The organism is Solihabitans fulvus, assembly GCF_008386585.1.
Lineage (GTDB): Bacteria > Actinomycetota > Actinomycetes > Mycobacteriales > Pseudonocardiaceae > Solihabitans > Solihabitans fulvus.
The window spans coordinates 187,648-210,056 of record NZ_VUOB01000038.1; the positions used below are offsets into that span (position 1 = coordinate 187,648).

21 protein-coding genes are annotated in these 22,409 nt (G+C 72.3%); 14 read left to right on the top strand and 7 right to left on the bottom strand.

What is annotated here, in order from left to right; genetic code table 11:
• The first annotated feature begins 53 nt into the window (after positions 1–53).
• The 3 genes from F0L68_RS21710 to mnmA are packed head-to-tail and all read left to right on the top strand — an operon-like array spanning position 54 to position 3,829.
• Complete coding sequence (locus F0L68_RS21710; RefSeq protein ID WP_223199009.1) at positions 54–1,433, top strand: MFS transporter; 1,380 nt, start codon at positions 54–56, stop codon at positions 1,431–1,433.
• 37 nt (positions 1,434–1,470) lie between these two features.
• Positions 1,471–2,724: a cysteine desulfurase family protein gene (locus F0L68_RS21715; protein ID WP_149851456.1), complete on the top strand. Its 1,254-nt coding sequence runs from the start codon at positions 1,471–1,473 to the stop codon at positions 2,722–2,724.
• Between the two features lie 4 nt (positions 2,725–2,728).
• Positions 2,729–3,829 (top strand): tRNA 2-thiouridine(34) synthase MnmA, encoded by a 1,101-nt coding sequence (mnmA, locus tag F0L68_RS21720; protein WP_149851457.1) that lies wholly within the window; start codon positions 2,729–2,731, stop codon positions 3,827–3,829.
• A gap of 5 nt (positions 3,830–3,834) precedes the next feature.
• On the opposite strand, the gene F0L68_RS21725 is transcribed toward mnmA, so the two are convergent.
• The 3 genes from F0L68_RS21725 to F0L68_RS21735 form a co-directional block, all read right to left on the bottom strand.
• Positions 3,835–4,644 carry a hypothetical protein gene (locus tag F0L68_RS21725; protein ID WP_223199010.1) on the bottom strand — a complete coding sequence of 270 codons (810 nt, stop codon included), beginning with the start codon at positions 4,642–4,644 and terminating at the stop codon, positions 3,835–3,837.
• A 128-nt stretch (positions 4,645–4,772) separates the two neighbouring features.
• Positions 4,773–5,087, bottom strand: coding sequence for a hypothetical protein (locus F0L68_RS21730; RefSeq protein WP_149851458.1), 315 nt, complete (start codon positions 5,085–5,087; stop codon positions 4,773–4,775).
• Positions 5,088–5,158: 71 nt separating this feature from the next.
• A complete protein-coding gene (locus F0L68_RS21735; protein ID WP_149851459.1) occupies positions 5,159–6,073 on the bottom strand; it encodes a serine/threonine dehydratase in 915 nt (304 codons plus the stop codon).
• Positions 6,074–6,162: 89 nt separating this feature from the next.
• Here F0L68_RS21735 and F0L68_RS21740 point away from each other — a divergent pair, with 89 nt between their 5' ends.
• Both F0L68_RS21740 and F0L68_RS21745 read left to right on the top strand, forming a co-directional pair.
• Positions 6,163–7,077, top strand: a complete 915-nt coding sequence (locus F0L68_RS21740) for a LysR substrate-binding domain-containing protein (protein WP_149851460.1) — start codon at positions 6,163–6,165, stop codon at positions 7,075–7,077.
• A gap of 144 nt (positions 7,078–7,221) precedes the next feature.
• Positions 7,222–7,689 (top strand): carboxymuconolactone decarboxylase family protein, encoded by a 468-nt coding sequence (locus F0L68_RS21745; RefSeq protein WP_149851461.1) that lies wholly within the window; start codon positions 7,222–7,224, stop codon positions 7,687–7,689.
• A gap of 41 nt (positions 7,690–7,730) precedes the next feature.
• Here F0L68_RS21745 and F0L68_RS21750 read toward each other — a convergent pair whose 3' ends face one another.
• Positions 7,731–9,395: an FAD-dependent oxidoreductase gene (locus tag F0L68_RS21750; protein WP_223199011.1), complete on the bottom strand. Its 1,665-nt coding sequence runs from the start codon at positions 9,393–9,395 to the stop codon at positions 7,731–7,733.
• Between the two features lie 52 nt (positions 9,396–9,447).
• Here F0L68_RS21750 and F0L68_RS21755 point away from each other — a divergent pair, with 52 nt between their 5' ends.
• From F0L68_RS21755 to F0L68_RS21765, 3 genes are all read left to right on the top strand, one after another.
• Positions 9,448–10,167: a TetR/AcrR family transcriptional regulator gene (locus F0L68_RS21755; protein WP_149851462.1), complete on the top strand. Its 720-nt coding sequence runs from the start codon at positions 9,448–9,450 to the stop codon at positions 10,165–10,167.
• 93 nt (positions 10,168–10,260) lie between these two features.
• Entirely contained in the window at positions 10,261–10,662 is a 402-nt protein-coding gene (locus tag F0L68_RS21760; RefSeq protein ID WP_149851463.1) for a GntR family transcriptional regulator, read from the top strand.
• Entirely contained in the window at positions 10,659–11,747 is a 1,089-nt protein-coding gene (locus tag F0L68_RS21765) for a DUF1648 domain-containing protein (RefSeq protein WP_188316726.1), read from the top strand. The genes F0L68_RS21760 and F0L68_RS21765 overlap by 4 nt, the downstream gene beginning before the upstream one ends.
• A 58-nt stretch (positions 11,748–11,805) precedes the next feature.
• Here the strand turns inward: F0L68_RS21765 and F0L68_RS21770 are convergent, their stop codons facing one another.
• Positions 11,806–13,167 carry a cellulose binding domain-containing protein gene (locus F0L68_RS21770; RefSeq protein WP_149851465.1) on the bottom strand — a complete coding sequence of 454 codons (1,362 nt, stop codon included), beginning with the start codon at positions 13,165–13,167 and terminating at the stop codon, positions 11,806–11,808.
• A gap of 13 nt (positions 13,168–13,180) precedes the next feature.
• Positions 13,181–13,945, bottom strand: a complete 765-nt coding sequence (locus F0L68_RS21775; RefSeq protein WP_149851466.1) for a 3D domain-containing protein — start codon at positions 13,943–13,945, stop codon at positions 13,181–13,183.
• A 224-nt stretch (positions 13,946–14,169) separates the two neighbouring features.
• Here F0L68_RS21775 and F0L68_RS21780 point away from each other — a divergent pair, with 224 nt between their 5' ends.
• The 3 genes from F0L68_RS21780 to F0L68_RS21790 all read left to right on the top strand — a co-directional run bounded on the left by F0L68_RS21780 (position 14,170) and on the right by F0L68_RS21790 (position 18,001).
• The gene (locus F0L68_RS21780) at positions 14,170–15,207 is read left to right on the top strand and encodes a methionine synthase (protein ID WP_149851467.1); all 1,038 of its coding nucleotides are present in this window, start codon (positions 14,170–14,172) and stop codon (positions 15,205–15,207) included.
• Between the two features lie 87 nt (positions 15,208–15,294).
• A complete protein-coding gene (locus tag F0L68_RS21785) occupies positions 15,295–17,172 on the top strand; it encodes a glycoside hydrolase family 9 protein (protein WP_149851468.1) in 1,878 nt (625 codons plus the stop codon).
• A gap of 172 nt (positions 17,173–17,344) precedes the next feature.
• Positions 17,345–18,001 carry a DUF4389 domain-containing protein gene (locus F0L68_RS21790; RefSeq protein ID WP_149851469.1) on the top strand — a complete coding sequence of 219 codons (657 nt, stop codon included), beginning with the start codon at positions 17,345–17,347 and terminating at the stop codon, positions 17,999–18,001.
• On the opposite strand, the gene F0L68_RS21795 is transcribed toward F0L68_RS21790, so the two are convergent.
• Positions 17,988–18,926, bottom strand: a complete 939-nt coding sequence (locus F0L68_RS21795) for a LysR family transcriptional regulator (RefSeq protein WP_149851470.1) — start codon at positions 18,924–18,926, stop codon at positions 17,988–17,990. The genes F0L68_RS21790 and F0L68_RS21795 overlap by 14 nt on opposite strands.
• A gap of 76 nt (positions 18,927–19,002) precedes the next feature.
• On the opposite strand from F0L68_RS21795, the gene F0L68_RS21800 reads away from it, so the two are divergent.
• The 3 genes from F0L68_RS21800 to F0L68_RS21810 are packed head-to-tail and all read left to right on the top strand — an operon-like array spanning position 19,003 to position 22,408.
• Entirely contained in the window at positions 19,003–19,731 is a 729-nt protein-coding gene (locus tag F0L68_RS21800; protein ID WP_223199012.1) for a succinate dehydrogenase cytochrome b subunit, read from the top strand.
• Entirely contained in the window at positions 19,728–21,668 is a 1,941-nt protein-coding gene (locus tag F0L68_RS21805) for a fumarate reductase/succinate dehydrogenase flavoprotein subunit (RefSeq protein WP_149851471.1), read from the top strand. Before F0L68_RS21800 ends, F0L68_RS21805 begins: the two co-directional genes overlap by 4 nt.
• A complete protein-coding gene (locus tag F0L68_RS21810) occupies positions 21,665–22,408 on the top strand; it encodes a succinate dehydrogenase/fumarate reductase iron-sulfur subunit (protein ID WP_149851472.1) in 744 nt (247 codons plus the stop codon). Before F0L68_RS21805 ends, F0L68_RS21810 begins: the two co-directional genes overlap by 4 nt.
• Position 22,409: the final 1 nt, after the last annotated feature.

Consider the following 22,409-nt stretch of genomic DNA (forward strand, 5'->3'; position numbering starts at 1 on the left):
GCGCGGAAAAATAGCTGGACCTCGATCGCCCTAGAGGTTGCAAGGTAGTTTCCGTGACGATCGAGACCGAGTCCAAGACCGCCAAGAGCAGCGTCCTGTGGGCCCCCGACCGGCGGGGGCCCACGATGGGCATCCTGCTGCTGGTCACCCTCGTGGCCTTCGAGAACATGGGCGTGAACACGGCCATGCCCAAGCTGGTCGCCGACCTGCACGGCGAGAGCCTCTACTCGTGGCCGTTCGTGGCCTTCCTCGCGGCCAGCGTGATCGCCACGGTCCTGTCCGGCCGGGTCAGCGACCGACGCGGCCCGGTGCCGTCCCTGCTGGTCGGGCCCGCGCTGTTCTTCGTCGGGCTGATCGTGGCCGGCACGGCCCAGTCCATGACCATGCTGCTCGCCGGCCGCGTCCTCCAGGGGCTCGGCGCCGGCGCCCAGGTCGTCGCGATCTACGTGTTGATCGCGCTGGTCTACCCGCAGCGCGACCGGCCTGCCGTGTTCGGCGCGCTGTCCGGGGCGTGGGTGCTGCCGTCGCTGATCGGTCCCGCGCTGTCCGGCGTGATCACCGAGAACCTGAGCTGGCGGGTGGTGTTCCTCGGTCTCGCCCCGCTCGTGCTGCTCGGCCTGCTCCTGCTGGTGCCGGTGCTGCGCAGGCTCCCAGCGCACGTGGCAGGCGACACCGTGGTGCGGCGCGGGCTGACGCTCGCCGCGATCGCCGCCGGTGTCGGCGTCGCCGGGCTGAGCTGGGCCGCCGAGCACCCGTCGCTGCCGAGCCTCGCGCTCGGCGTGGCCGCCATCGCGGTCCTCGCCCCCGCGCTGCGCACCCTGCTGCCGACCGGCACGCTGCTCGCGCGGCGCGGGCTGCCGGTGACGATCCTGGCGCGCGCCCTGCTGGCCGGCACCTACTTCGGCGTGAGCGCGTACCTGCCGCTGACCCTCGTCGCGGTGCACGGCTACAGCATCGCGCTGGCCGGCGTGCCGCTGACGGTCGGCGCGCTCGGCTGGTCCTCGGCGTCCGCGTGGCAGGCCAGGCATCCCGACCTGGCCAGGTCCACGCTGCTGCGCTGGGGGTTCGTGCTGCTCGCGGTCGGCACCGCAGGCCTGACCCTGGTCGCGCCGAGCTGGAGCTCGCCGTGGCTGGCGCTGCCGTTCTCCGTCATCGCCGGCGCGGGCATGGGGCTGGGCACCTCCAGTGTGAGCGTGCTCACGCTGGCGGGCTCCTCGGCGGCCGACCGGGGGTTCAACTCGGCGGCCATGCAGATCGCCGACATGCTGGGCTCCGCGATCATGATCGGTCTCGGTGGGGCGCTGGTCAGCGCGCTGGCGTCGACGCGACTGCCCACGGCGGCGATCGTGCCGTTCGATCTGCTGATGGCCGCGCTCGCGGTGCTCGGCGCGGTGCTCACCGGCCCGAGGGCCCGGGTCGACTCGGTCGCGTAGGTGCGGGGGCCCCTCGGCCGTCTACCCTTGACTCCCGATGGCATATCTCGACCATGCCGCCACGACACCGATGCTGCCTGAGGCGGTCGCGGCGATGAGCGCGGCGTTGTCCACCGTGGGCAACGCCTCCTCGCTGCACACCTCGGGCCGGCGGGCGCGGCGGGCGGTCGAGGAGGCGCGCGAGACGATCGCGGCCGCGCTGGGCGCCCGGCCCTCCGAGGTGCTGTTCACCGCAGGCGGCACGGAGAGCGACAACCTCGCCGTCAAGGGCATCTACTGGGCGCGCCGGCAGGCCGACCAGCGCCGCCGCAGGGTGCTGGCCTCGGCCGTCGAGCACCACGCCGTGCTGGACGCGGTCGAGTGGCTCGCCGAGCACGGCGGCGCCGAGGTCACCTGGCTGCCGACCGACGCGCTCGGCAGGGTGCTGCCCGACGCCGTCGAGGAGGCCATCGCGGGCGACCCGGACAGCGTGGCGCTAGTCACCGTGATGTGGGCGAACAACGAGGTCGGCACGGTCAACCCGGTGCGCGAGATCGCCGAGGTCGCCGCCCGCCACGGCATCCCGTGCCACACCGACGCGGTGCAGGCCGTCGGGTCGCTGCCGGTGGACTTCGCCGCGTCGGGAGCGTCCGCGCTGACCATGACCGGCCACAAGCTCGGCGGCCCGTACGGGGTCGGGGTGCTGCTGCTGGGGCGCGACGTGCCGTGCACGCCGCTGCTGCACGGCGGCGGCCAGGAACGAGACGTCCGGTCCGGCACGCTGGACTTGCCGGCGATCGTCGGGCTCGCGGCGGCCGTGCGGTTCGCCGTGGCCGAGCAGCCGCGCGAGGCCGAACGGCTGGCCGCGCTGCGCGACGAGCTGGTGGCCGAGGTGCTGCGCGTGGTGCCAGACGCGCACCCCAACGGCGACCCCGATGCGAACGGGCGGCTGCCCGGCAACGCGCACTTCACGTTTCCCGGTTGCGAGGGCGACAGCCTGTTGATGTTGTTGGACGCCAAGGGAATCGAGTGTTCGACGGGTTCGGCGTGCACGGCCGGGGTCGCGCAGCCGAGCCACGTGCTGCTGGCGATGGGCGTCGACCCGGTGCTGGCGCGTGGCTCGCTGCGGTTCTCGCTGGGGCACACGTCGACGAGGTCGGACGTGGCCGCGCTGGCCGCGGCGATCGGCCCGGTGGTGGAACGCGCTCGCCGCGCCGGGCTCGCCGGGCTTCGGCGGTCGGTCAGTGAGCGGTCTGTGAATGAGCAGTCTGTGGATGAGAATGCGGGCGTGAATCGTCCGGCGGAGGTGTGACGTCATGCGTGTGCTCGCGGCGATGAGCGGTGGGGTCGACTCCGCGGTGGCGGCGGCGCGGGCCGTCGAGGCCGGGCACGAGGTGGTCGGCGTGCACCTCGCGCTGTCGGCCAAGCCGGGCACGCTGCGCACGGGCGCGCGGGGTTGCTGCACGGTCGAGGACGCGCACGATGCGCGCCGGGCCGCCGACCTGCTCGGCATCCCGTTCTACGTCTGGGACTTCGCGGAGCGGTTCACCGAGGAGGTCGTCGAGGACTTCGTCGCCGAATACGCCGCGGGCCGCACCCCGAACCCGTGCCTGCGCTGCAACGAGCGGATCAAGTTCGAGGCGTTGCTGGACAAGGCGATCGCGCTCGGCTTCGACGCCGTGTGCACCGGGCACTACGCCCGACTGTCCACTGTGGATGGCGAGATCGAGCTGCGGCGCAGCGCCGACGACGGCAAGGACCAGTCCTACGTGCTGGCGTCGCTGACCACCGACCAGCTGCGGCACGCGATGTTCCCGCTCGGCGACTCCACCAAGACGGCGGTGCGCGCCGAGGCGGCCGAGCGCGGGCTCGGCGTCGCGGAGAAGCCCGACAGCCACGACATCTGCTTCATCCCCGACGGGGACACCAGGAAGTTCCTCGGCGACCGGCTCGGCGAGCACGCCGGGCTGCTGGTGGACGACGAGACCGGCGCGGTGCTCGGCCGGCACGCCGGCGTGCACGGGTTCACCGTCGGCCAGCGCAAGGGGCTTGGCATCGACGCGCCCGCCCCGGACGGCCGGCCGAGGTACGTGCTCGCGCTGGAACCCGTCTCGGGCACCGTCCGGGTCGGCGCCGCCGACCGGCTCGCGGTGGACCGGATCGTCGCGACCCGCCCGGTGTGGCCCTCCGGCCAACCCCTCGGCGGCGCGCAAGGCCCGGTGGAGTGCGTCGCCCAGGTCCGCGCGCATGGAGGCATTTCGCCTGCCGTCGCCGAGCTGGTGGACGGCGAGGTGGTCGTGCAGCTGCGCGAGCCGCTCAAGGGCGTCGCGCCGGGCCAGGCCGTCGCGCTCTACCGCACCGACGCCGCCGCAGGCGACCTCGTGCTCGGCAGCGCCACCATCACGACCACCGGCTAGGTAGCTCAGCCGAGGAAGGTCGCGAGCATCACCGCGGCGGCCACCACCAGGTAGCAGCCCACGGCGACGCGAACGACCAGCAGCCGCCGCGCCTCCGGCCAGTCGGTGAACGACAGCAGCCAGGCCAACGCGGGCAGCACCAGAATGGCGTGCATGGGCGCGGCGTGCGCCGGCTTGTACGACCCGCCGGTGGCGAAGGCGAGTTCCAGCTGCCCGCTGTTGGCCAGGATCTCGCCCTTGGCGATCATCACCGCGCCGACAGCCAGCGCGGCGAGGAGCGCGAGGAAGCCGAAGCGCAGCGCGAGCCGCATGCTCGGCGACACCGAGGGATTCGGCCGCTGCGCCACCACGGTCAGCGCCAGCACCACGGCGATCAGCACCATGCCGCCGGAGGCGAGGAAGGCCACCACGACGGCGTTGAACGGCCCGACCGCGTTGTAGTGCGACGGCACGTGCCGCCACGCCTGCACGGTGATGCCGGCGACCTCGATGGCGCATTCGAGGGTGAACAGGCCGAGCAGCCATGTCCTGGCGCGGTCCCGCAGCGGCAGGTACGACGTCACCCAGACGATGGTGATCAGCGTGAGCCCGAAGGACAGCCCGAAGGTGACCGGCTTGCGCCACGACACCGGGCCCTCCCACGGGCCGCCGAGCACCGCGAACACCCCGAGGTGGAACAACCCGCTGAGCAGCAGCACCGCGCCGACCAGGTAGCCGACGCGCTCGATCCGGCGGCCACCCGTCCACCGCGCGCGCAGGTCGTCGGCCATGCGGCGCCACGGAATTCGGGTCGTGGTGGGCAGTGCGGTGGTCATGGCGTCCTCCCGGCCGAGTCGCGCTCAGCCTGGCAGGACGGCGGGCCAGCGTCGTCGGTCCGCTGCGGACACTTCGGCGTACGTCGGGGCGCGTAGCCGCGCTGCGTTCGGGGAGGTACTCAGCGTTCTCAGCGCGGCACGGACAGGGCGGCCGAGGCGAACTCCGGCCAGCGGTCCAGGAACGCGCGCGGGACGCACACCCAGTCCTTCATCGGGCGGTCCCGCCCGGACGGGTCGAACAGCTGCGCCCCCGACAGGGCCAGCGCCTCGGTGTGTGCCTGGGTGCCCTGGCCCAGCCGGCAGGCGAGCTCACCCTGGAAGAGGCAGGCGAACGCCTTGCCCCCGGCGTCCTTGAGGGCGGGCTTGCCGAACATCACCGAGACACTGACCCCGGAACAGCCGAGATGTCCCACAAGGGTGTCGAGCAGGTCTGTGTCGTCCACCGCACAAGCGTCCCACCGAACTGCGGGTTTGTCCTGGTGATCGGCTATGTGGCTTGCGGGCGCCGTGGACCTCAGACCGGCGTCCAGTCGGTGTTCGCGCCGCACAGCACCACGCAGGCCAGCTCGCCGGGCACGCGCCCGGCCAGCCAGGCCGCGAACGGCACCGCGCCCGCCGGCTCGACGGCCAGCCGGAACTCCTCCCACAGCCGGTCCCGCGCGGCCAGCAGCTCCTCGTCGGTCACCAGCTCGGACCGCACCGGGTTGGCGCGCAACACGTCGAAGGGCACCCGGCCGACCCTGGTCGCGCCGAGCGCGGAGGACGCGACGGAGTCAACCGCAGAGTCGACCGGCTCGCCCGCCGCGAGCGCGTCGTGCACCGCGCGGCAGTGCTCCGGCTCGACCAGCACGGTGAGCCTGCCGCCAGCGCCGAGGGCGGTGCCAGCGCCGAGCCCGCCCCCGCCGCAGGCCACCGCGAACGCGTCGACCTCCGGCAGCGCCGCGACCACCTCGGCGGCCACCGTGCCCTGGCCCGCGACCACCAGCGGGTCGTTGTAGGCCTCCACGTACCTGCTGCCGGGCTGCTGCGCCGCCGCCCACGCGGCCACCACGGCGTCGGCGTAGGTGGCGCCGTGCCGCACCAGCGTCGCGCCGAACTCCTCGATCCGCCGCGCCTTGCCGGCCGGCACGGACTCCGGCACGAACACCGTCGCCGGCAGGCCGAGCAGCCGCGCCGCCATGGCAACCCCGAGGCCGTGGTTGCCGCCCGACGCCGTGACCACCCGGTCGGGCCGCTCGGTGGCCAGCAGGGCGTTGAGCGCGCCGCGCAGCTTGAACGAGCCGGTCAGCTGGAGGTGTTCGAGCTTCAACACCAGCGGCCGACCGTCCACTTCGGTCCGGAACAGCGGGGTCCGCCTCGCATATGGGCGAATCCGCTCCGCCGCGGCGGTGACGTCGGCCGCGCTCGGGGCGGTGGTCGAGGTTGTCATACCAGCGAGCCTGAGGCCGGCCGGACATAATGACCAGCGATGTTCACTCAGCTGACGTTAGCAACGCTTAACTCTCTCGGTGGGCTCGGATGAGCCTGGACGCCGGGCGGCTGCGGGTGCTGGTGGAGGTCGCGCACGCCGGGTCGATCGCGGCGGCGGCGCAGCGCATGTCCTTCACGCCGTCCGCGCTGTCCCAGCAGCTGGCCAAGCTCGAACGCGAGCTGGGCTGCCGGCTGGTCGACCGGGGTCCCGGCGGCACGACGCTGACCAAGGCCGGCCGGGTGCTGGTCAGCCACGGCGAGGCCGTGCTCGGCGAGCTGCGGGCCGCCGAGGAGGCCGTGCGGGCGGTGCTCGGCGCCGAGCCGGACCGGTTGGCCATCGGCACCTTCTCCACGGCCGGCCGCATCCTGGTGCCCGAGGCGCTGGCGGCGTTCCGGCACGACTACCCGGCGGCCCGGCTGTCCCTGCTGGACCTTGAGCCGCCCAAGGGATACGGCCTGGTCACCTCGCGGGACCTCGACCTGCTCATCACGCACCGGTACGTGGGTGTTCCGCTGCCGGGGCTGGCCGGCCTGCGGCGCACCAGGCTGCTCACCGATCCGCTGCGGCTCGTGCTGCCGGCCGACCACCCCGCCGCCGATCAGGCCAGGTCGGGCCTCGCCGACCTGGCCGACGAGGAGTGGATCTCCGGCGGCCACGGCGTGCCGAACCGGGTTTGCCTTGGCACGCTGGCGAAGCAGGCCGGGGTTGAGCCGCACGTCGCCTACGAGACCCAGGACTACGAGGTGACCCTGGCGCTCATCCGGGCGGGTCTCGGCATCTCGCTGGTGCCGGAGAGCGTGTTGCGGCGCACCGACCTGACCGGGCTGGCCGTCCGCGAGCTGCGCGGCGTCCGACCGTCCCGGCAGATGTACGTGGTGCACCGCAGGCGGCCCGCCGCGCTCGTCGCGGCGATGGTGACGCTGCTGCTGCGGTCCGCGGAGACCATCACGACGGCGGTGTGACGGCGGCCTCATCCGGCCGGTGTCACGTTCCGGCGGGCTGTCCAGTCCTACTTGTGTGGACGCGCAGGAGAGCAGGACGACGGAGTTCCTGTTGCTGCGCTGGGAAGCCAGTCAAGAACTGGCTGTCTATCAAGAGGAGAACCGATGAGCCGCCTGAACGTGATGGCAGTCGAGCCCAAGGCCTACGAGGCCATGTTCGGGCTCGAGCGATACCTGGCCAGCAGCCCGCTGCCCAAGCCGATCCTCGAACTGGTGAAGCTGCGCGCCAGCCAGCTCAACGGGTGCGCGTTCTGCGTCGACATGCACGCGCACGACGCCAAGGCCGCTGGGGAGACCGACGAGCGGCTGTTCTCGGTGGTCGTCTGGCGGGAGGCCCCGTGGTTCAACGCGCAGGAGCGCGCCGCGCTCGCGCTGACCGAGGAGGCCACCCGGCTCGGCGAGCACGGCGTGTCCGACGAGGTGTGGGAGGACGCGGCCGCGCAGTTCGACGAGCACGCCCTCGCCGCGCTGGTCATGGCGATCGCCGTGATCAACGCGTGGAACCGGTTCGGCGTGATACTGCGCAATGAGCCCGGTTCGCTGCGCAAGAAGGCGGCTCCTGCGCACCAGTGACCACCGAGCGCCCGCACTGAAGTCGTTGCTGGGCAACGGTTTTACGATTCGAAGGTTCGAGCTGGCGGCCGCCCATCGGCGTCGGACGGAGTTCCCGTTCGCGTCGAGCGGGCGGCTGTCGGCGAGCAGACCCGTGCAGCGGACGACGGCGCGCCGGCCCACCGGTGCAGGGCGGCTTCGAGGTCGGTGACATCGGTGGTGTCGGAAGCCCACGCGACCACCCCGTCCGGGCGCACCAACACCCCGGTCGGCGTCGTGTGGTCGTCGGTCACGCTGCTCACCCGCCCTGCCCAGGCCGAGGCGAGGCGGGCGAACGCGCCGTCCGGAGTGCGGTCGAGCAGCAGGAATCCGCCGCCGTGGCCGTGGTCGACCAGGCGGGAACCGTTCCCGAGCCACAGGTCGGGGGCGAACCGGCCGACCAGCGGATGGTCGCCGGGTAGGTCGACGCGCTGCGTGACGCCGGAGAGCTGCTTGACCGTGTGGGTCGCGCCGGCCCCGGTGCTCAGCAGGTCGGCGACGACCGCCCGGAGCGCGGCCGACTTCGCGTCCCCGCGCAGCACCCCGATCTGGGCCCGCGTCCAGTCCAGCACCCAGGCGCCGAGGGGATGGCGCTCGGCGTCGTAGGTGTCGAGCAGTCCTTCTGGCGCCCACCCCGCGACCACGGCGCCGAGCTTCCACCCGAGGTTCATCGCGTCGCCGACCCCGAGGTTGAGCCCCTGACCGCCGAACGGCGAGTGCACGTGCGCGGCGTCGCCGGCCAGCAGCACCCGCCCCGACCGGTAGGTCGCGGCCTGGCGGGCGTTGTCGGTCCAGCGGGTCGCGGCGCCGCGCAGCGCGGTCAGCGTGACGTCGGTGCCCGAGACCCTGCGCAGGCTGGCCTGGAGCTCCGCGAGGGTGACCGGCGCCGAGCGGTCGCCGGACGCGCCGTCGAACTCCACCGTGATGACCCGCCCGCGCTCCGGCCCGCAGCGGTACACGCCCCTGGTCGACCACGTCCATCCGTTCGCGAGCTTCTCGGGGTCGGCGATGTCGACGGTCGCCACGCGCCCGGTGAGTTCCGGGTCGGTGCCGGGGAAGTCGACGCCAGCGAGGCGGCGCACGGTGCTGCGCCCGCCGTCGCACCCGACCAGCCAGCCGGTGCGCACCGGGCCCGCGGTGGTGCCGACGAGCACGCCGTCGCCGGTGTCGTCGAGCGCGGTGACCGCCACCCCGCGCCGCACCGGTACGCCGAGTCGCGCGACATGCTCGGCCAGCAGCGCCTCCAGCTCGCGCTGCGGCACCATCCGCGCTCCGCCGACCGAGGCGTGCGCGGCGAGGTCGGGATCGGACCAGTCCACGAGGTCGGCGTCGAGGACCATGCCGGCGAAGTGCCCGGTCAGCCGCGGCTGGCGCGCTCGCTCGCCGCCGCCGGGTGCTTGGTCGTCGACCGCGCGAGCGAACCCCATCCGCTCGAACAGCTCGCGCTGCACCTGTTCGGCGGCGGGCAGCAGGCCCCGGCGGTCGAGCGCCTCGGCCGTCGGCACGTTGATTCCGCCGGCCTTGGCCGACTCGTCCGGCGCGGTCCGTCGTTCGAAGACCTGCACCGTCGCCCCGGCCAGCGCCAGTTCCGCGGCGAGCACCAGGCCGACCGGCCCGGCTCCGACCACGGTCACGTCCACGTCGCGGGTCGCGTCCACCGGCTCTGACGAACACTGTTCTACTCTCACGAACAAAGTTCTACGTGTGGAACATTGTTCGTGTCAAGGTAGGCTCTGCCGCATGTCAGTCGATCCGACACAACGCCGCGCCGTCCGGCACGCTCAGCCGGCCGCCGTTCCGGCGCGGCAGGCGCGCCGGAAGCCGCCGATCACTGTCGACAGGATCACCGACGCGGCGCTCGAGATCGTCGCCACCGAGGGCTACGACGCCCTGACGATGCGCAGTGTCGCCGGCGCGCTCGGCACGGGGCCCGCCTCGCTCTACGCCCACGTGGTCAACAAGGCCGACCTCGACGAGCTGCTCATCGGGCGGCTGTGCGCGGGGCTCGTGCTGCCCGAGCCCGACCCGGCGGCCTGGCGGGAGCAGATCCTCGGCGTGTGCGCCCAGATCCGCGACCAGTACCTGAGGTACCCCGGCATCTCCCGCGCCGCGCTCGCCATGGGGCCGACCGATCTCGAGATCGTGCGCGTCAGCGAGGGAATGCTGGCGATCCTGCTCGCCGGCGGCGTCGCCCCGCAGGCCGCCGCCTGGGCCATCGACGCCCTCCTGCTGTACGTGGCCGCCTACTGCCTCGAGGCGTCGATCGTGCGCCAGCGATCGGCGCAGGAGGACGCCGTCGTGGTGCACGACCGCGAGGAGGTGCTCCGCCGGTTCGCCGCCCTGCCCGCCGCGACCTTCCCGCACACCACCCGGCACGCCGCCGAGCTGACCGCGGGCGAGGGGCACGACCGGTTCGACTTCACCCTCGCCCTGATGGTCGACGGCCTCGTACACCGCTAGGCCGACGCCGTCGGACGGGTTTCGGGTCTCACCTTGCCACGTCTGCGTGTTTGTTCTATAACTTCTATAACAGAGCAACGCGGGAGTGCGGACGTGATCCTCAGTGTCGACCTGACCAGCGAGGTCCCGATCTACCAACAGATCAGGGACCGGGTCGTCGAAGCGATCGCGGCGCGCGCGCTGGTCGAGGGCAGCCCGCTGCCCTCGACCAGGCAGCTGGCCGCCGACTTCGGCATCAACTTCCACACCGTCAACAAGGGCTACGACCTGCTCAGGCAGCAGGGGCTGTTGCGGCTCAACCGCAAGAGCGGCGCCGTCGTGCAACGCGATCCCGACTCCGGTCCGCCGGAGGCGGGCTTCGCCGAGGAATGGCAGGGTCGGCTGACGACGCTGCTCGCCGAGGCGGTCGCGCACGGCGTCGACGACGCCGTGGTGCTCGGCATGTGTCAATTGGTGCTCTCGTCGTTCGGCGGCGGGGAAGGGGAGTCGGCGTGAACGCCCTGACGGCCATCCAACTGGCCCTCGTCCTGGCCATCGGCAGCCTGCTCTGGCTGATGCCGGCGCTGATCCGCCCAACGCTCCAGTTCGGCGTGCGGATCCCGCCGCAGCGGGTGGACGCCCCGGTGATCGCGCGGCAGCTCGTCACCTACCGGCGATGGGTGCTCGGCGCCACCGTCCTCGCCGTCGTGGTCGGCGTGCTGGTCGCGGCGGTCAGCGACCAGCCGGTCGCCGCGTCCGTCGGGATACCCGTGCTGCTCGTCGGGGGCGCGGTCGGCTACGTCAGGGCGCGGCGGGCGATCCAGGCGGTCAAGGCGCGCGAGGACTGGTATCGGGGGCTGCGGCAGGGCGTCGCGGTCGACACCTCGCTGCGCACCGACCCCGTGCGGTTCCCGTGGTCGTGGGCCGTGCCGGGGTTGTTGATCCTGGTCGGCACGGCGGTCTACGGCGTGCTGCGCTACCCGCACCTGCCGGACACCCTGGCGCTGCACTACAACGCGGCAGGCGTCGCGGACCGGACGGCGGCCAGATCGGTCGCCACCGCGTTCGGCCCGGTGTTCACGCAGGCCGGCCTCACCGTGCTCATCGTCGGGCTGATGTGGCTGTCCCTGCGCGCCAGGGCCGACCTGGACGCCGCCGCGCCGGTCGCCTCCGCGCGTCGGCACCGCGAGTTCGCGCCCCGGCTCGCCCGCGCCATGCTCGTGCTGGTCGCCTGCCTCAACCTGTCGATGCTCGTCCTCGCGGTGCAGGTGTGGCACGGCAGCGCGCACATCAACAGCGCGCTGCTGCTGGTGCCGGTGGTGTTCGGCGTCGCGGGGCTGGTGGCCGTCGCGATCCGCGCCGGGCGGGCCGCGCGCACGCCGCCCGGCGGCGAGGAGGCCGAGGACACCGGCACGGTGCAGCGCGACGACGACCGGTACTGGCGCGGCGGCGGGCTGGTCTACGTCAACCCGGACGACCCGGCCCTGATGCTGCCCAAGCGGTTCGGCATCGGCTGGACGCTCAACTTCGGCAATCCCAAGCTGTTGCTGGTGCTGCTCGGCGTCGTCGCCGTCGTGCTCGTGGTCAAGGTGGTCGCCTGACGCTGCACCGACCCCGTGGCCGGCGCCTCGACGAGGCCCGGCCACGGGGACTTCTCGGTCAGCCGGTGTAGGCGCCGAACAGGGTGGTGAACTCGTAGGGGGACTGGGAAATGCTGCTGCACGTCGGCGAGACGCCGCCGCCGGGGCAGGAGCCGTTGTCCCGGCCGACCGACCAGAACCGGATCTGCGCGATGTGGTTGCTCTGCGCGAAACCCAACAGCTTCCTGGCCGCCGCCTGGTCGGTGATCGGGCCGGTGTCGTTGCGCCCGATCATCGGCGTGATCGCCAGCGCGGCGCGCTGTTCCGCGTCGCTGCGGCCCGGCCACACCGTCTGCATCTGCCCGAGCGTCGCGTTGGCCGCCGACACCATCGCGTCGCCCCAGTCGCCGCTGCCGCCGAAGTCCATCAGCATCGGGTTGACCACGACGTTGAGCCCCTGCGCCGCGGCGTCCTGGAGGATCTGCACCGAGAACGGGTCGAGCCCGTAGTCCTGGCCCTGGATCCGCAGGGTGTAGCTGACCGAGGTGCCCCTGGTCTGCTGGAGCCGCAGCAGCGCCTGGTTCACCATGGCGACCGGGATGCTCGCCTCGACGTCCACGTCGATGCTGTTGCTGCCGACCGTGTCCAGCGCCTTCGTGTACGCCGCGTAGAGCGCGTCGGCCGTGCCGCAGGTGTCCTCGAGGTACGGGCCTGCCGCGCCGCCGGTCGCCACGACCACGCTGCCGCCGACCCCCTTGAGCGCGTTGACCTCGCCGACGATCCTGCTGTCGGCGATGGGGATCGTGCCGCCCCACGACGGCGTGCAGCCGGTGCTGTCGGCGAGGGCGAAGGCGAGCGTGAAGGTCTTCTGCCCGGTCGCGTTGGCGACGTCGACCAGTGCCGGCCTGTCCATCGTGATGTCGATGTAGGGCGCGGTTCTCGAGTGGTTCGGCGGTGGCGGCGGGCCGGTCGTCGTCGTGGTGGTGGTCGTTGTCGTGGTGGTGGTGGTTGTGGTGGTCGTCGTCGGCGGCGGGGTGCCGCCGCCGCAGGGCTGGCCGTTGAGGCGGCAGTTGGTCGGGTCGGCGGTGCCGCTGACCAGGAAGCCGAAGCTGGTGGACGCGCCGGCCGCGACGGAGCCGTTGTACTCGCGGTTGTTGAACGTGTAGTGGCCGCCGCTGCTGGCCAGCGTCGCGTCCCAGTAGGTGCCGACCGAGCTGCCGGACGGCAGGTCGAACTCCAGCTTCCAACCGGTCAGCGCGGCGCTGCCGGCGGCGATCGCGTACTTGCCCTGGTAGCCGGTGCTCCAGGTGGAGTCGCGGCTGAACGCGGCGGACGGGCCGGCCGCGGCGCCGGCGAGGTGGTTCGCGGCGAGCAGGCCGGTGACGGGCAGCAGCAGGACTCCCGCGATCAGCGCGACGGCCCTGGTTGGCACGAGTCTCATGGGATTCTCCCGCTCACTCGACGACGAGCACGCGTTGTTGGACGCCCCAGTTGTCGGCCTGGCCGCCGGGCAGCCACACGTCGACGATGGAGTCCTTGATCCAGCTGCCGATGTCGGCCGCGTAGCAGTGGCCGTACCCGGGGACGTAGAACCTGGTGCCCCAGGGGATGTTGCGGGCGTCCACTGCGCAGAAGCCGGGGCCCGCGTTGTAGCCGAGCGCGGTGCGACCCGTGTCGTTGTAGGAGGTGACCTTGTAGGTGAACCTGGTGCCGGCCGGGATCGCCCACGCGGCGAGCCGGTTGCCGCCCGCCAGCCGGTAGGAGGTGGAGACCTGGCCGGTGCCGGCCTCCGACCCGGACGAGTCGGCCATCGCGTAGAGCTGGTAGTTGGCGTTCTGGCAGGGAGAAGCGTCCCTGACCTGGAAGCTCGGCTGGCCCCAGTCGTCGATCCACTGGAGCGCCTGGCCGTTGCGGAACGCGCGGTAGGCCACCGCGCCCGGGACGCGGCTGAAGGTGAAGGTCACCGAGCCGTCGGCGTTCAGGCCGCCGGACACGCCGCCGGGCGCGGGCAGTCGGTTGGCGACGCTGACGGCGGAGATCTCGGGGGACGGTCCGGTGCCGGGGGAGAGCGGTCGGTCCGGGATCGTGCCGGTGTAGAAGTGCTGGCAGGCGGGCAGGGTGGCGGCCTGCGCGGTCAGCGGCGCGGCGAGCGTCGTCGCGGACGCGAGGGCGAGGACGGCGGCGGCGAAGACGGGTCGAAGGGTGCGGATTGAGGCCATGGGCGTCACCTCGGCTGGTGCAGGGGAGGTGGTGCGGAGGCACAGGCGCGTCGCACCTCCGCACCACGTTGGGGCGGCCCTGGCAGCGTCGTGCGCGGGTGACCACTGTCAGCACCGTCCCCGTGACGGTATGTGGCCTAGACCACTTAGTCAATAGGTCTAGACCTTTGGTCCACGGTGGACCACCCGGGCGACGCGGGACCCGGACCAGCGACACTGGTGCCGTGGACACCACCCCCTGGTCCCCCGGCACCGCCACCGGCATCGGCTCGCTACCCGGCACCGACCCCTTCGAGGCCGCCCGCATCGTGGTCGGCGAACTCCCCGACCTGCCGCACCTGCCCGAGCTGCCGGCCAGGGGCGTCGGGGCCGACATCATCGGCCGCACCGCGGGCCTGCTGGTGGACCTCGCCGTCGAGGTGGTGCCGTCCGGCTACCGGGTGACCGCGCGGCCTGGCCGGGAGCACCGGCGGGCCGTCGACCTGCTGCGCCGCGACCTCGACGCGATCGAGGAGGCCGTCGAGCGGGCCGGCGCGCGGCCCGAGCTGCTCAAGCTCCAGGTCGCGGGCCCGTGGACGCTGACCGCCGGCATCGAGCTGGTGCGCGGCCACCGGGTGCTGACCGACCAGGGCGCGCTGCGCGAGTTCGCCGACTCGCTGGCCGAGGGCCTCGCCGCGCACGTGGCCGAGGTGGCCAGGCGCACCGGGGCGCGCGTCCTGGTGCAGCTGGACGAACCGACGCTGCCCGCCGTGCTCGGCGGCAGGCTGCCGACCCCGTCCGGGCTGGGCAGGGTGCCGGCTGTGGCCGATCCGGAGGCGCGCGGCGTCCTCGCCACCGTCGTCGAGGCGGCCGAGCGGGCCAGCGGCCAGCCCGTGATCGTGCACTGCTGCGCGCCCCGGCCGCCGCTGACGCTGCTGCGGGAGGCCGGCGCGCGGGCGATCGCCCTCGACCTGACCCTGCTCGGCGACGCGCCAGCCGCCGTCTGGGACCAGTTCGGCGAGGCGTGGGAGGCCGACACCACGCTGCTGCTCGGCCTGGTGCCGAGCACCGATCCCGGCACCAAGTTCGACCTGCGCGCGGCCGCCACCCCCGCGCTCGCGCTCGCCGACCGGCTCGGCTTCCCGAGGTCTGTGCTGGCCGAGCGCGCGGTGCCGACGCCGACCTGCGGCCTCGCCGGGGCGAGCGACGCGTGGGTGCGCAGGGCGATGTCGCTGACCCGCGACCTCGGCAGGGCGTTCGTGGAGGCCCCGGAAGGTTGGTGATTGACCGGTTGGTCACCTTCCCCAATAATTGGGCAACTTTCTTAACCAAATGGGCTCCCGCCGCCGGCCCCGGGGAACGGAGGGTCCATGAGATCGTCACGTCCGGCGATGGCGTTCGCGACGCTTGCCGTGCTGGCTATGGGAACCGTGGTCGCCGCCGTGCCGGCGCAGGCGGCCGCCACCGGCCAGGTGCGCGTCGACCAGGTCGGCTACGGCACCGGCGAAACCAAGCAGGCGTACCTGATGGCGACCTCGGCCGCGTCGGGGGCGCAGTTCGCGGTGGTCGACTCCGGCGGAAAGTCCGTGCTCACCGGCAAGGTCGGCGCCAGCACGGGAAAGTGGAGCAGCACCTACTCGGCCGTCTACCCGATCGACTTCTCGGCGGTGCGCGACCCAGGCACCTACCAGATCAAGGTCTCCGGGGCGGTCTCGGCGAACTCGCCGAGCTTCCGGGTGGACACCCAGGCCGCCCTGTTCACCCCGGTCTCCGACGCGCTGGCCACGTTCTTCCAGGCACAGCGCGACGGTTCGGACGTGGTGCCCGGCGTGCTCGGCCGCAAACCGAGCCACCTCACCGACAAGAGCGCCACCGTCTACGCCGTGCCGACCTTCACCGGTGACGACACGATCACCAGCGCGCTCACCAGGATCGGCGGACCGATCGACGTCTCCGGCGGCTGGTTCGACGCGGGCGACTTCCTCAAGTTCACCGAGACGACCTCCTACGCGGTGACGAACCTCCTGCTGTCCCAACGGGTGCAGGCAACACCGACGGTCGCGGCCGAGGCGCGGCACGGGCTCGACTGGCTCGGCAGGATGTGGAACCAGCAGACCGGCGTGCTCTACGCCCAGGTCGGCGTCGGCGGCGGCAGCAGCAAGGCCAACTTCGTCGGCGACCACGACGTGTGGCGGCTGCCGGAGGCCGACGACGCGCTGAACGTCAAGCCGGGCGACAGTGCGTACTACGTCAAGTACCGCCCGGTGTTCGCGGCCAACCAGGCGGGCAAGCCGATCAGCCCGAACCTCGCCGGCCGCGTCGCGGCGGCGTTCGCGGTGGCAGCGCAGAACATCGCGGGCACCGACCAGGCAAGGGCGAAGCAGTACCTGGCCACGGCGGCGGCGATCTACGGCAAGGCCGACACCTCCGGCGGCGCCATCGTCTCGGCGTACCCGCACGGCTACTACCCCGAGTCCTCCTACCTCGACGACCTCGAACTCGGCGCGACGGAGCTGTCTCTCGCGGCGACCGCGCTCGGCGACTCGCGGGCGGCGGGCTGGACCTCGGACGCCGCGAAGTGGGCCAAGGCGTACCTGGCCAGCGGCGACAAGGGCACGCTGAACGTCTACGACACCAGCGCCATCGCGCACGCCGACCTGGTCGCGGTGCTGCGCGCCGCTGGCGGGCACGCCGACGTCACCGAGGCGCAGCTCGTCGGCGATCTCAAGCGGCAGCTCCAGGACGGCGTGACCAGGGCGGCGAGCAGCCCGTTCCGCACCGGCGCCTCGGTCACCGACTTCGACGTGGCCAGCCACAGCTTCGGGTTCGTGGCCACCGCGCTGCTCTACGGCTCGATCACCGGCAGCCACGAGTTCGACGCGTTCGCCACCCAGCAGCGCGCCTTCACGCTCGGCGCGAACGCCTGGGGCAGCACACTTGTCGTCGGCGTCGGGACGACGTTCCCGCACTGCATGCAGCACCAGGTGGCGAACCTGGCCGGCAGCCTCAACGGCGGCAGCAAGGTCGTGGTCGGCGCGGTCGTCAACGGGCCGAACAACGCCTCGCTGTTCAAGACGATCGACTCGCTGCCCGACGGCGGAAAGTCCTGCGGCGTCTCGTCGTTCAAGCAGTTCGACTCGTCGACCTCGCGCTACATGGACGACGCGCGCACCTGGCAGAGCTCGGAACCGGCGATCGACTTCACCTCGACCGCCGCGCTCGCGCTGGCTCTCACCGCGCGCGGTTGAGTCAGTCGAGGTGGGTCTGCCGCGCCGCGGACCCACCTCGGCTGGTGGTCACTCGTCCGGGGCGGACCGCGTCGGTCGCCCGGCGGCTCCGGTCATGATCGCCCACACTCGTCCCCAAAATCCCGGCCCGCCGGGACAAGCGCAGCACGCGCGAAGGGAACCGGTGATGGCGATGAGCGAGCACTCCGCACAGCCCGTCGACACGTACCCCGTCAGTTTCACCGTCGACTATCCCGACCGGCCGCTGAACCGGCTGACCACGTTCTTCCGCATCGTCGTGGTGATTCCCATCGCGCTCGTGCTCTCGGCGGTCGGCGGTTCGGAGATCGACACCTGGAACCGGGTGGACGGCTCCGGCGCCGTGCACGCCGCGTTCACCGCTGGCGGGCTGCTGTTCGGCGCGCCGCTGCTGATGATCGTGTTCCGGCGGAAGTACCCGCGCTGGTGGTTCGACTGGAACATCCAGCTGCTCGGGTTCTCCAACCGCGTCGGGGCGTATCTCTCGCTGCTGCGCGACGAGTATCCGTCCACGGACGAGGAACAGGCCGTCCACCTGGAGATCCCCTACCCCGACGCGGAGCGCGACCTGAACCAGTGGCTGCCGCTGGCGAAGTGGTTCCTCGCGATCCCGCACTACGTCGTGCTGTTCTTCCTCGGCATCGCCGGCACCGTCGCGATCATCATCGCCTGGTTCGCGATCCTGTTCACCGGCCGCTATCCGCGCGGGCTGTTCGACTTCGTGGTCGGCGTGATCCGTTGGGGCGTTCGCGTGCTGGCCTACGCCTACCTGCTCACCACCGACCGGTACCCGCCGTTCAGCCTGAGCTAGCGATCAGCTCGACGCCCTGCGGCAGGCGGTCGGCCTCGGCCTCCTGCCGCAGGAACTCAAGCAACACCGTCCGGAACGCGCGGGCCGCGTTGGTCGGGGCGACGTCCGTCCGGTGCGCCAGCGCGATCGTGCGGCTCAGGCCGGGCGGCGCGAGCGGCGTGCCGCGCAGCAGCGGCCGGGCGGTCAGCACCATGCTCGGCACGATCGCCAGCCCGAGGCCGGCCTCGACGAACCGCAGCACCGCGTCCATCTCGCCGCCCTCCACCGAGAAGCGCGGCACGAAGCCAGCCGCCTGGCACGCCGCCAGGGTCGCCTCGCGCAGGTCGTAGCCCTCCCGAAACATCACCAGCTCCCGCTCGCGCAGGTCGGTCAGCAGCAGCTGCCGCCGCGCCGGCACTGCGGTGTCCGCGTTCGACGCCACCACCAGGTTCTCCCGCAGGATCGGCGTGCTGGTGAGCGCGCCGTCGGTGTCCCCTGGTGACTCGATCACCAGCGCGAGGTCCAGTTCGCCCCGGCCGAGCGCACCGACGAGGTCCCGCGAACCGTCCTCCTCCACGAGCAGCCGGATGCCCGGATAGGTGTCGTGGAACCGCCTGAGCACGTCGGCGAACAGGCTCGCGCACAGGCTGGGCGGGGCGCCGACGCGGACCCGGCCGCGCCGCAGGCCGACCAACTCCTGCACCTCCAGCCGCGCGGTGTCCACATCGGACAGTATTCGCTCGGCCACCGGCAGCAGCGCCTCGCCGGCCGGGGTGAGCGCGATGTTGCCGCGCGCCCTGCTGAACAGGGTGGCGCCGAGCTCGTCCTCCAGCGCGTGGATCTGCTTGCTCAGCGAGGGCTGCGCGACGTGCACCCGCTCGGCCGCCTTGGTGAAGTGCCTGGCCTGCGCCACCGCGAGGAAGTAGACGAGCTGTTGCAGGGTCACTTCCATAGCCTACGGCTATCGAATCCAGGCGAACGATATATTGGACGACTCGTCCGGCCGCTCCTAGCGTGGATCCGTGCCAGTTGCGAGCAAGGAACTTCCCGGGGCGAGAGCCACGGCGGCGCCCAGATCCGGGATGGTGCGCCTGTGGCGGTCGACGGTCGGCAAGAAGGCCGTCATGGCCGTCTCCGGCGCAGGCCTGCTGCTCTACGTCATCGCGCACATGCTGGCCAACCTGAAGATCTTCTTCGGCGCGCGGTCGCTGGACGGCTACGGGCACTGGCTGCGCGAGCTGGCCGCCCCCGTGTTCGGCTACGAGGGCGTCGTGTGGATCGCGCGGGCCGGGCTGCTCGCCTGCGTGCTGCTGCACATGACCACGGCGATCCAGCTGGCCAGGCGCGCCCGTGCGGCCCGGCCGATCGGCTACCGGCACCGCAGGCCGGTGCAGGGCAGCTACTCGGCGCGCACCATGCGCTGGGGCGGCGTGCTCATCGCCCTGTTCGTCGTCTACCACGTGCTGGACATCACCGCGGGGGTGGTCAACCCCAACGGCGTGCCCGGCCAGGACTACCGCAACGTGACGGCCAGCTTCGGACGCTGGTACGTCGCCGTGTTCTACATGCTCGCCGTGACGGCGCTCGGCTTCCACATCCGGCACGGCATGTGGAGCGCGTTCCAGAGCCTCGGCATCTCCACCGCGAAACGACGGCGCGCGCTGCGGGCGATCGCGCTCGGCGTCGCGGTCGTGATCACCGCGGGCTTCCTGTCCGTGCCCATCGCCGTGCTGACCGGAGTCCTGACATGAGCCAGCTCTACGCCGAGGGAACGCCCATCGCCGACGAACGCGCACCCGACGGGCCGATCGAGACCCGGTGGGACCGCAGGAGGTTCGCCGCGCGGCTGGTGAACCCCGCCAACAAGCGCAGGCTGACGGTGATCGTCGTGGGCACCGGGCTCGCCGGCGGCTCGGCCGCCGCGACGCTCGGCGAACTCGGCTACCGCGTCGAGTCGTTCTGCTACCAGGACAGCCCGCGCCGCGCGCACAGCATCGCCGCGCAGGGCGGCATCAACGCCGCCAAGAACTACCGCAACGACGGCGACAGCGTGCACCGGCTGTTCTACGACACCGTCAAGGGCGGCGACTTCCGTTCGCGCGAGTCCAACGTGCACCGGCTCGCGCAGATCAGCACCGAGATCATCGACCAGTGCGTCGCGCAGGGCGTGCCGTTCGCCCGCGAGTACGGCGGCCTGCTCGACACGCGCTCCTTCGGCGGCGCGCAGGTGTCGCGGACCTTCTACGCCAGGGGCCAGACCGGCCAGCAGCTGCTGCTCGGGGCCTACCAGGCGCTGGCGCGGCAGATCAGCGCCGGCACCGTGCGGATGCACCCGCGCACCGAGATGCTCGACCTGATCGTGGTCGACGGCCGGGCGCGCGGCGTGGTGGTCAGGGACCTGGTCACCGGCGAGGTGACCAGCCACCTCGCGGACGCCGTGGTGCTGGCCACCGGCGGCTACGGCAACGCCTTCTACCTGTCCACCAATGCCAAGGGCTGCAACACGTCCGCGATCTGGCGGGCGCACCGGCGCGGCGCGCTGTTCGCCAACCCCTGCTACACCCAGATCCATCCGACCTGCATCCCGGTCAGCGGCGAGCACCAGTCGAAGCTGACGCTGATGAGCGAGTCGCTGCGCAACGACGGCCGGGTCTGGGTACCGGTGCTGGCCGGCGACGACCGCCCGGCCGGCGAGATCCCCGACGCGGAACGGGACTACTACCTGGAGCGGATGTACCCGAGCTTCGGCAACCTGGTGCCGAGGGACATCGCCTCCCGCGCGGCCAAGCACGTCTGCGACGAGGGACGCGGCGTCGGGCCAGGCGGGCTCGGCGTGTACCTGGACTTCGCCGACGCGATCGCGCGGCTCGGCCGTCCTGCCGTGGAAGCCAAGTACGGCAACCTCTTCGAGATGTACCAGCGGATCACCGGCGAGGATCCGTACGCGGTGCCGATGCGCATCTACCCGGCCGTGCACTACACGATGGGCGGCCTGTGGGTCGACTACGACCTGCGCAGCACCATTCCCGGGCTGTTCGTGATCGGCGAGGCCAACTTCTCCGACCACGGCGCTAACCGGCTCGGCGCGAGCGCGCTCATGCAGGGGCTCGCCGACGGCTACTTCCTGCTGCCCAACACGATCGGCGACTACCTCGTGGACGGCCCGTTCGACGCGGTCGACCCGGCGCACCAGGCCGTCGCGGACGTCGAGTCCGAGGTGCGCGGCCGGATCAAGGCCCTGCTGATGGTCGACGGCGACCGCACGGTCGACTCGTTCCACCGCGAACTCGGCCAGCTGATGTGGGAGCACTGCGGCATGGAGCGCACCGACGCGGGCCTGCGCAAGGCGCTCGCCCAGATTCCCGCGCTGCGCGAGGAGTTCTGGCGGCGGGTGAAGGTGCCCGGCGAGGGCGCGGAACTCAACCAGTCGCTGGAGAAGGCTGGCCGGGTCGCCGACTTCCTCGAACTGGCCGAGCTGATGTGCCTCGACGCGTTGCACCGCACCGAGTCCTGCGGCGGGCACTTCCGCGCGGAGAGCCAGACCCCCGACGGCGAGGCGCGCCGCGACGACGAGAACTTCAGCTACGTGGCCGCCTGGGAGCACACGGGCGTTGGCACGCCGCCGGTGCTGCACCAGGAACACCTGCGTTTCGAACACGTCACACCGAGCCAGCGGAGCTACAAGTGAGACTCACCCTGCGGATCTGGCGGCAGCGCGGCACCTCCGACGCCGGCGAGCTGGTCACCTACCCGATGGACGACGTGTCCCCGGACATGTCCTTCCTGGAGATGCTGGACGTCCTCAACGAGGAGCTGATCCTGCGCGGCGAGGAGCCGGTGGCGTTCGACCACGACTGCCGCGAGGGCATCTGCGGCATGTGCGGCCTGATGATCAACGGTGTCGCGCACGGCCCAGAGCGCGCCACCACGGCCTGCCAGCTGCACATGCGGCATTTCGCCGACGGCGACACCGTCACCATCGAACCCTGGCGCGCCAGGCCTTTCCCGGTGGTCCGCGACCTCGTGGTGGACCGCTCGGCGTTCGACCGGATCATCGAGTCCGGCGGCTACATCAGCGCGCCGACCGGCAGCGCCCCGGACGCGCACGCGGTCCCGGTGCCCAAGCCCGACGCTGACACCGCGTTCGAGGCCGCGGCCTGCATCGGCTGCGGGGCCTGCGTCGCGGCCTGCCCCAACGGCTCGGCGATGCTGTTCACCGCAGCGAAGGCCACCCACCTCGGGCTGCTGCCGCAGGGCCAGCCGGAGCGGTACTCGCGGGCCGAGGCGATGGTCCGCACGCACGACGAGCTCGGCTTCGGCGGCTGCACCAACACGGGGGAGTGCACCGCGGTGTGCCCCAAGGGCATCCCGCTGGACACGATCGGCCGGCTCAACAGCGACCTGCTCAGGGGCGCCCTGCGCTCTTGAG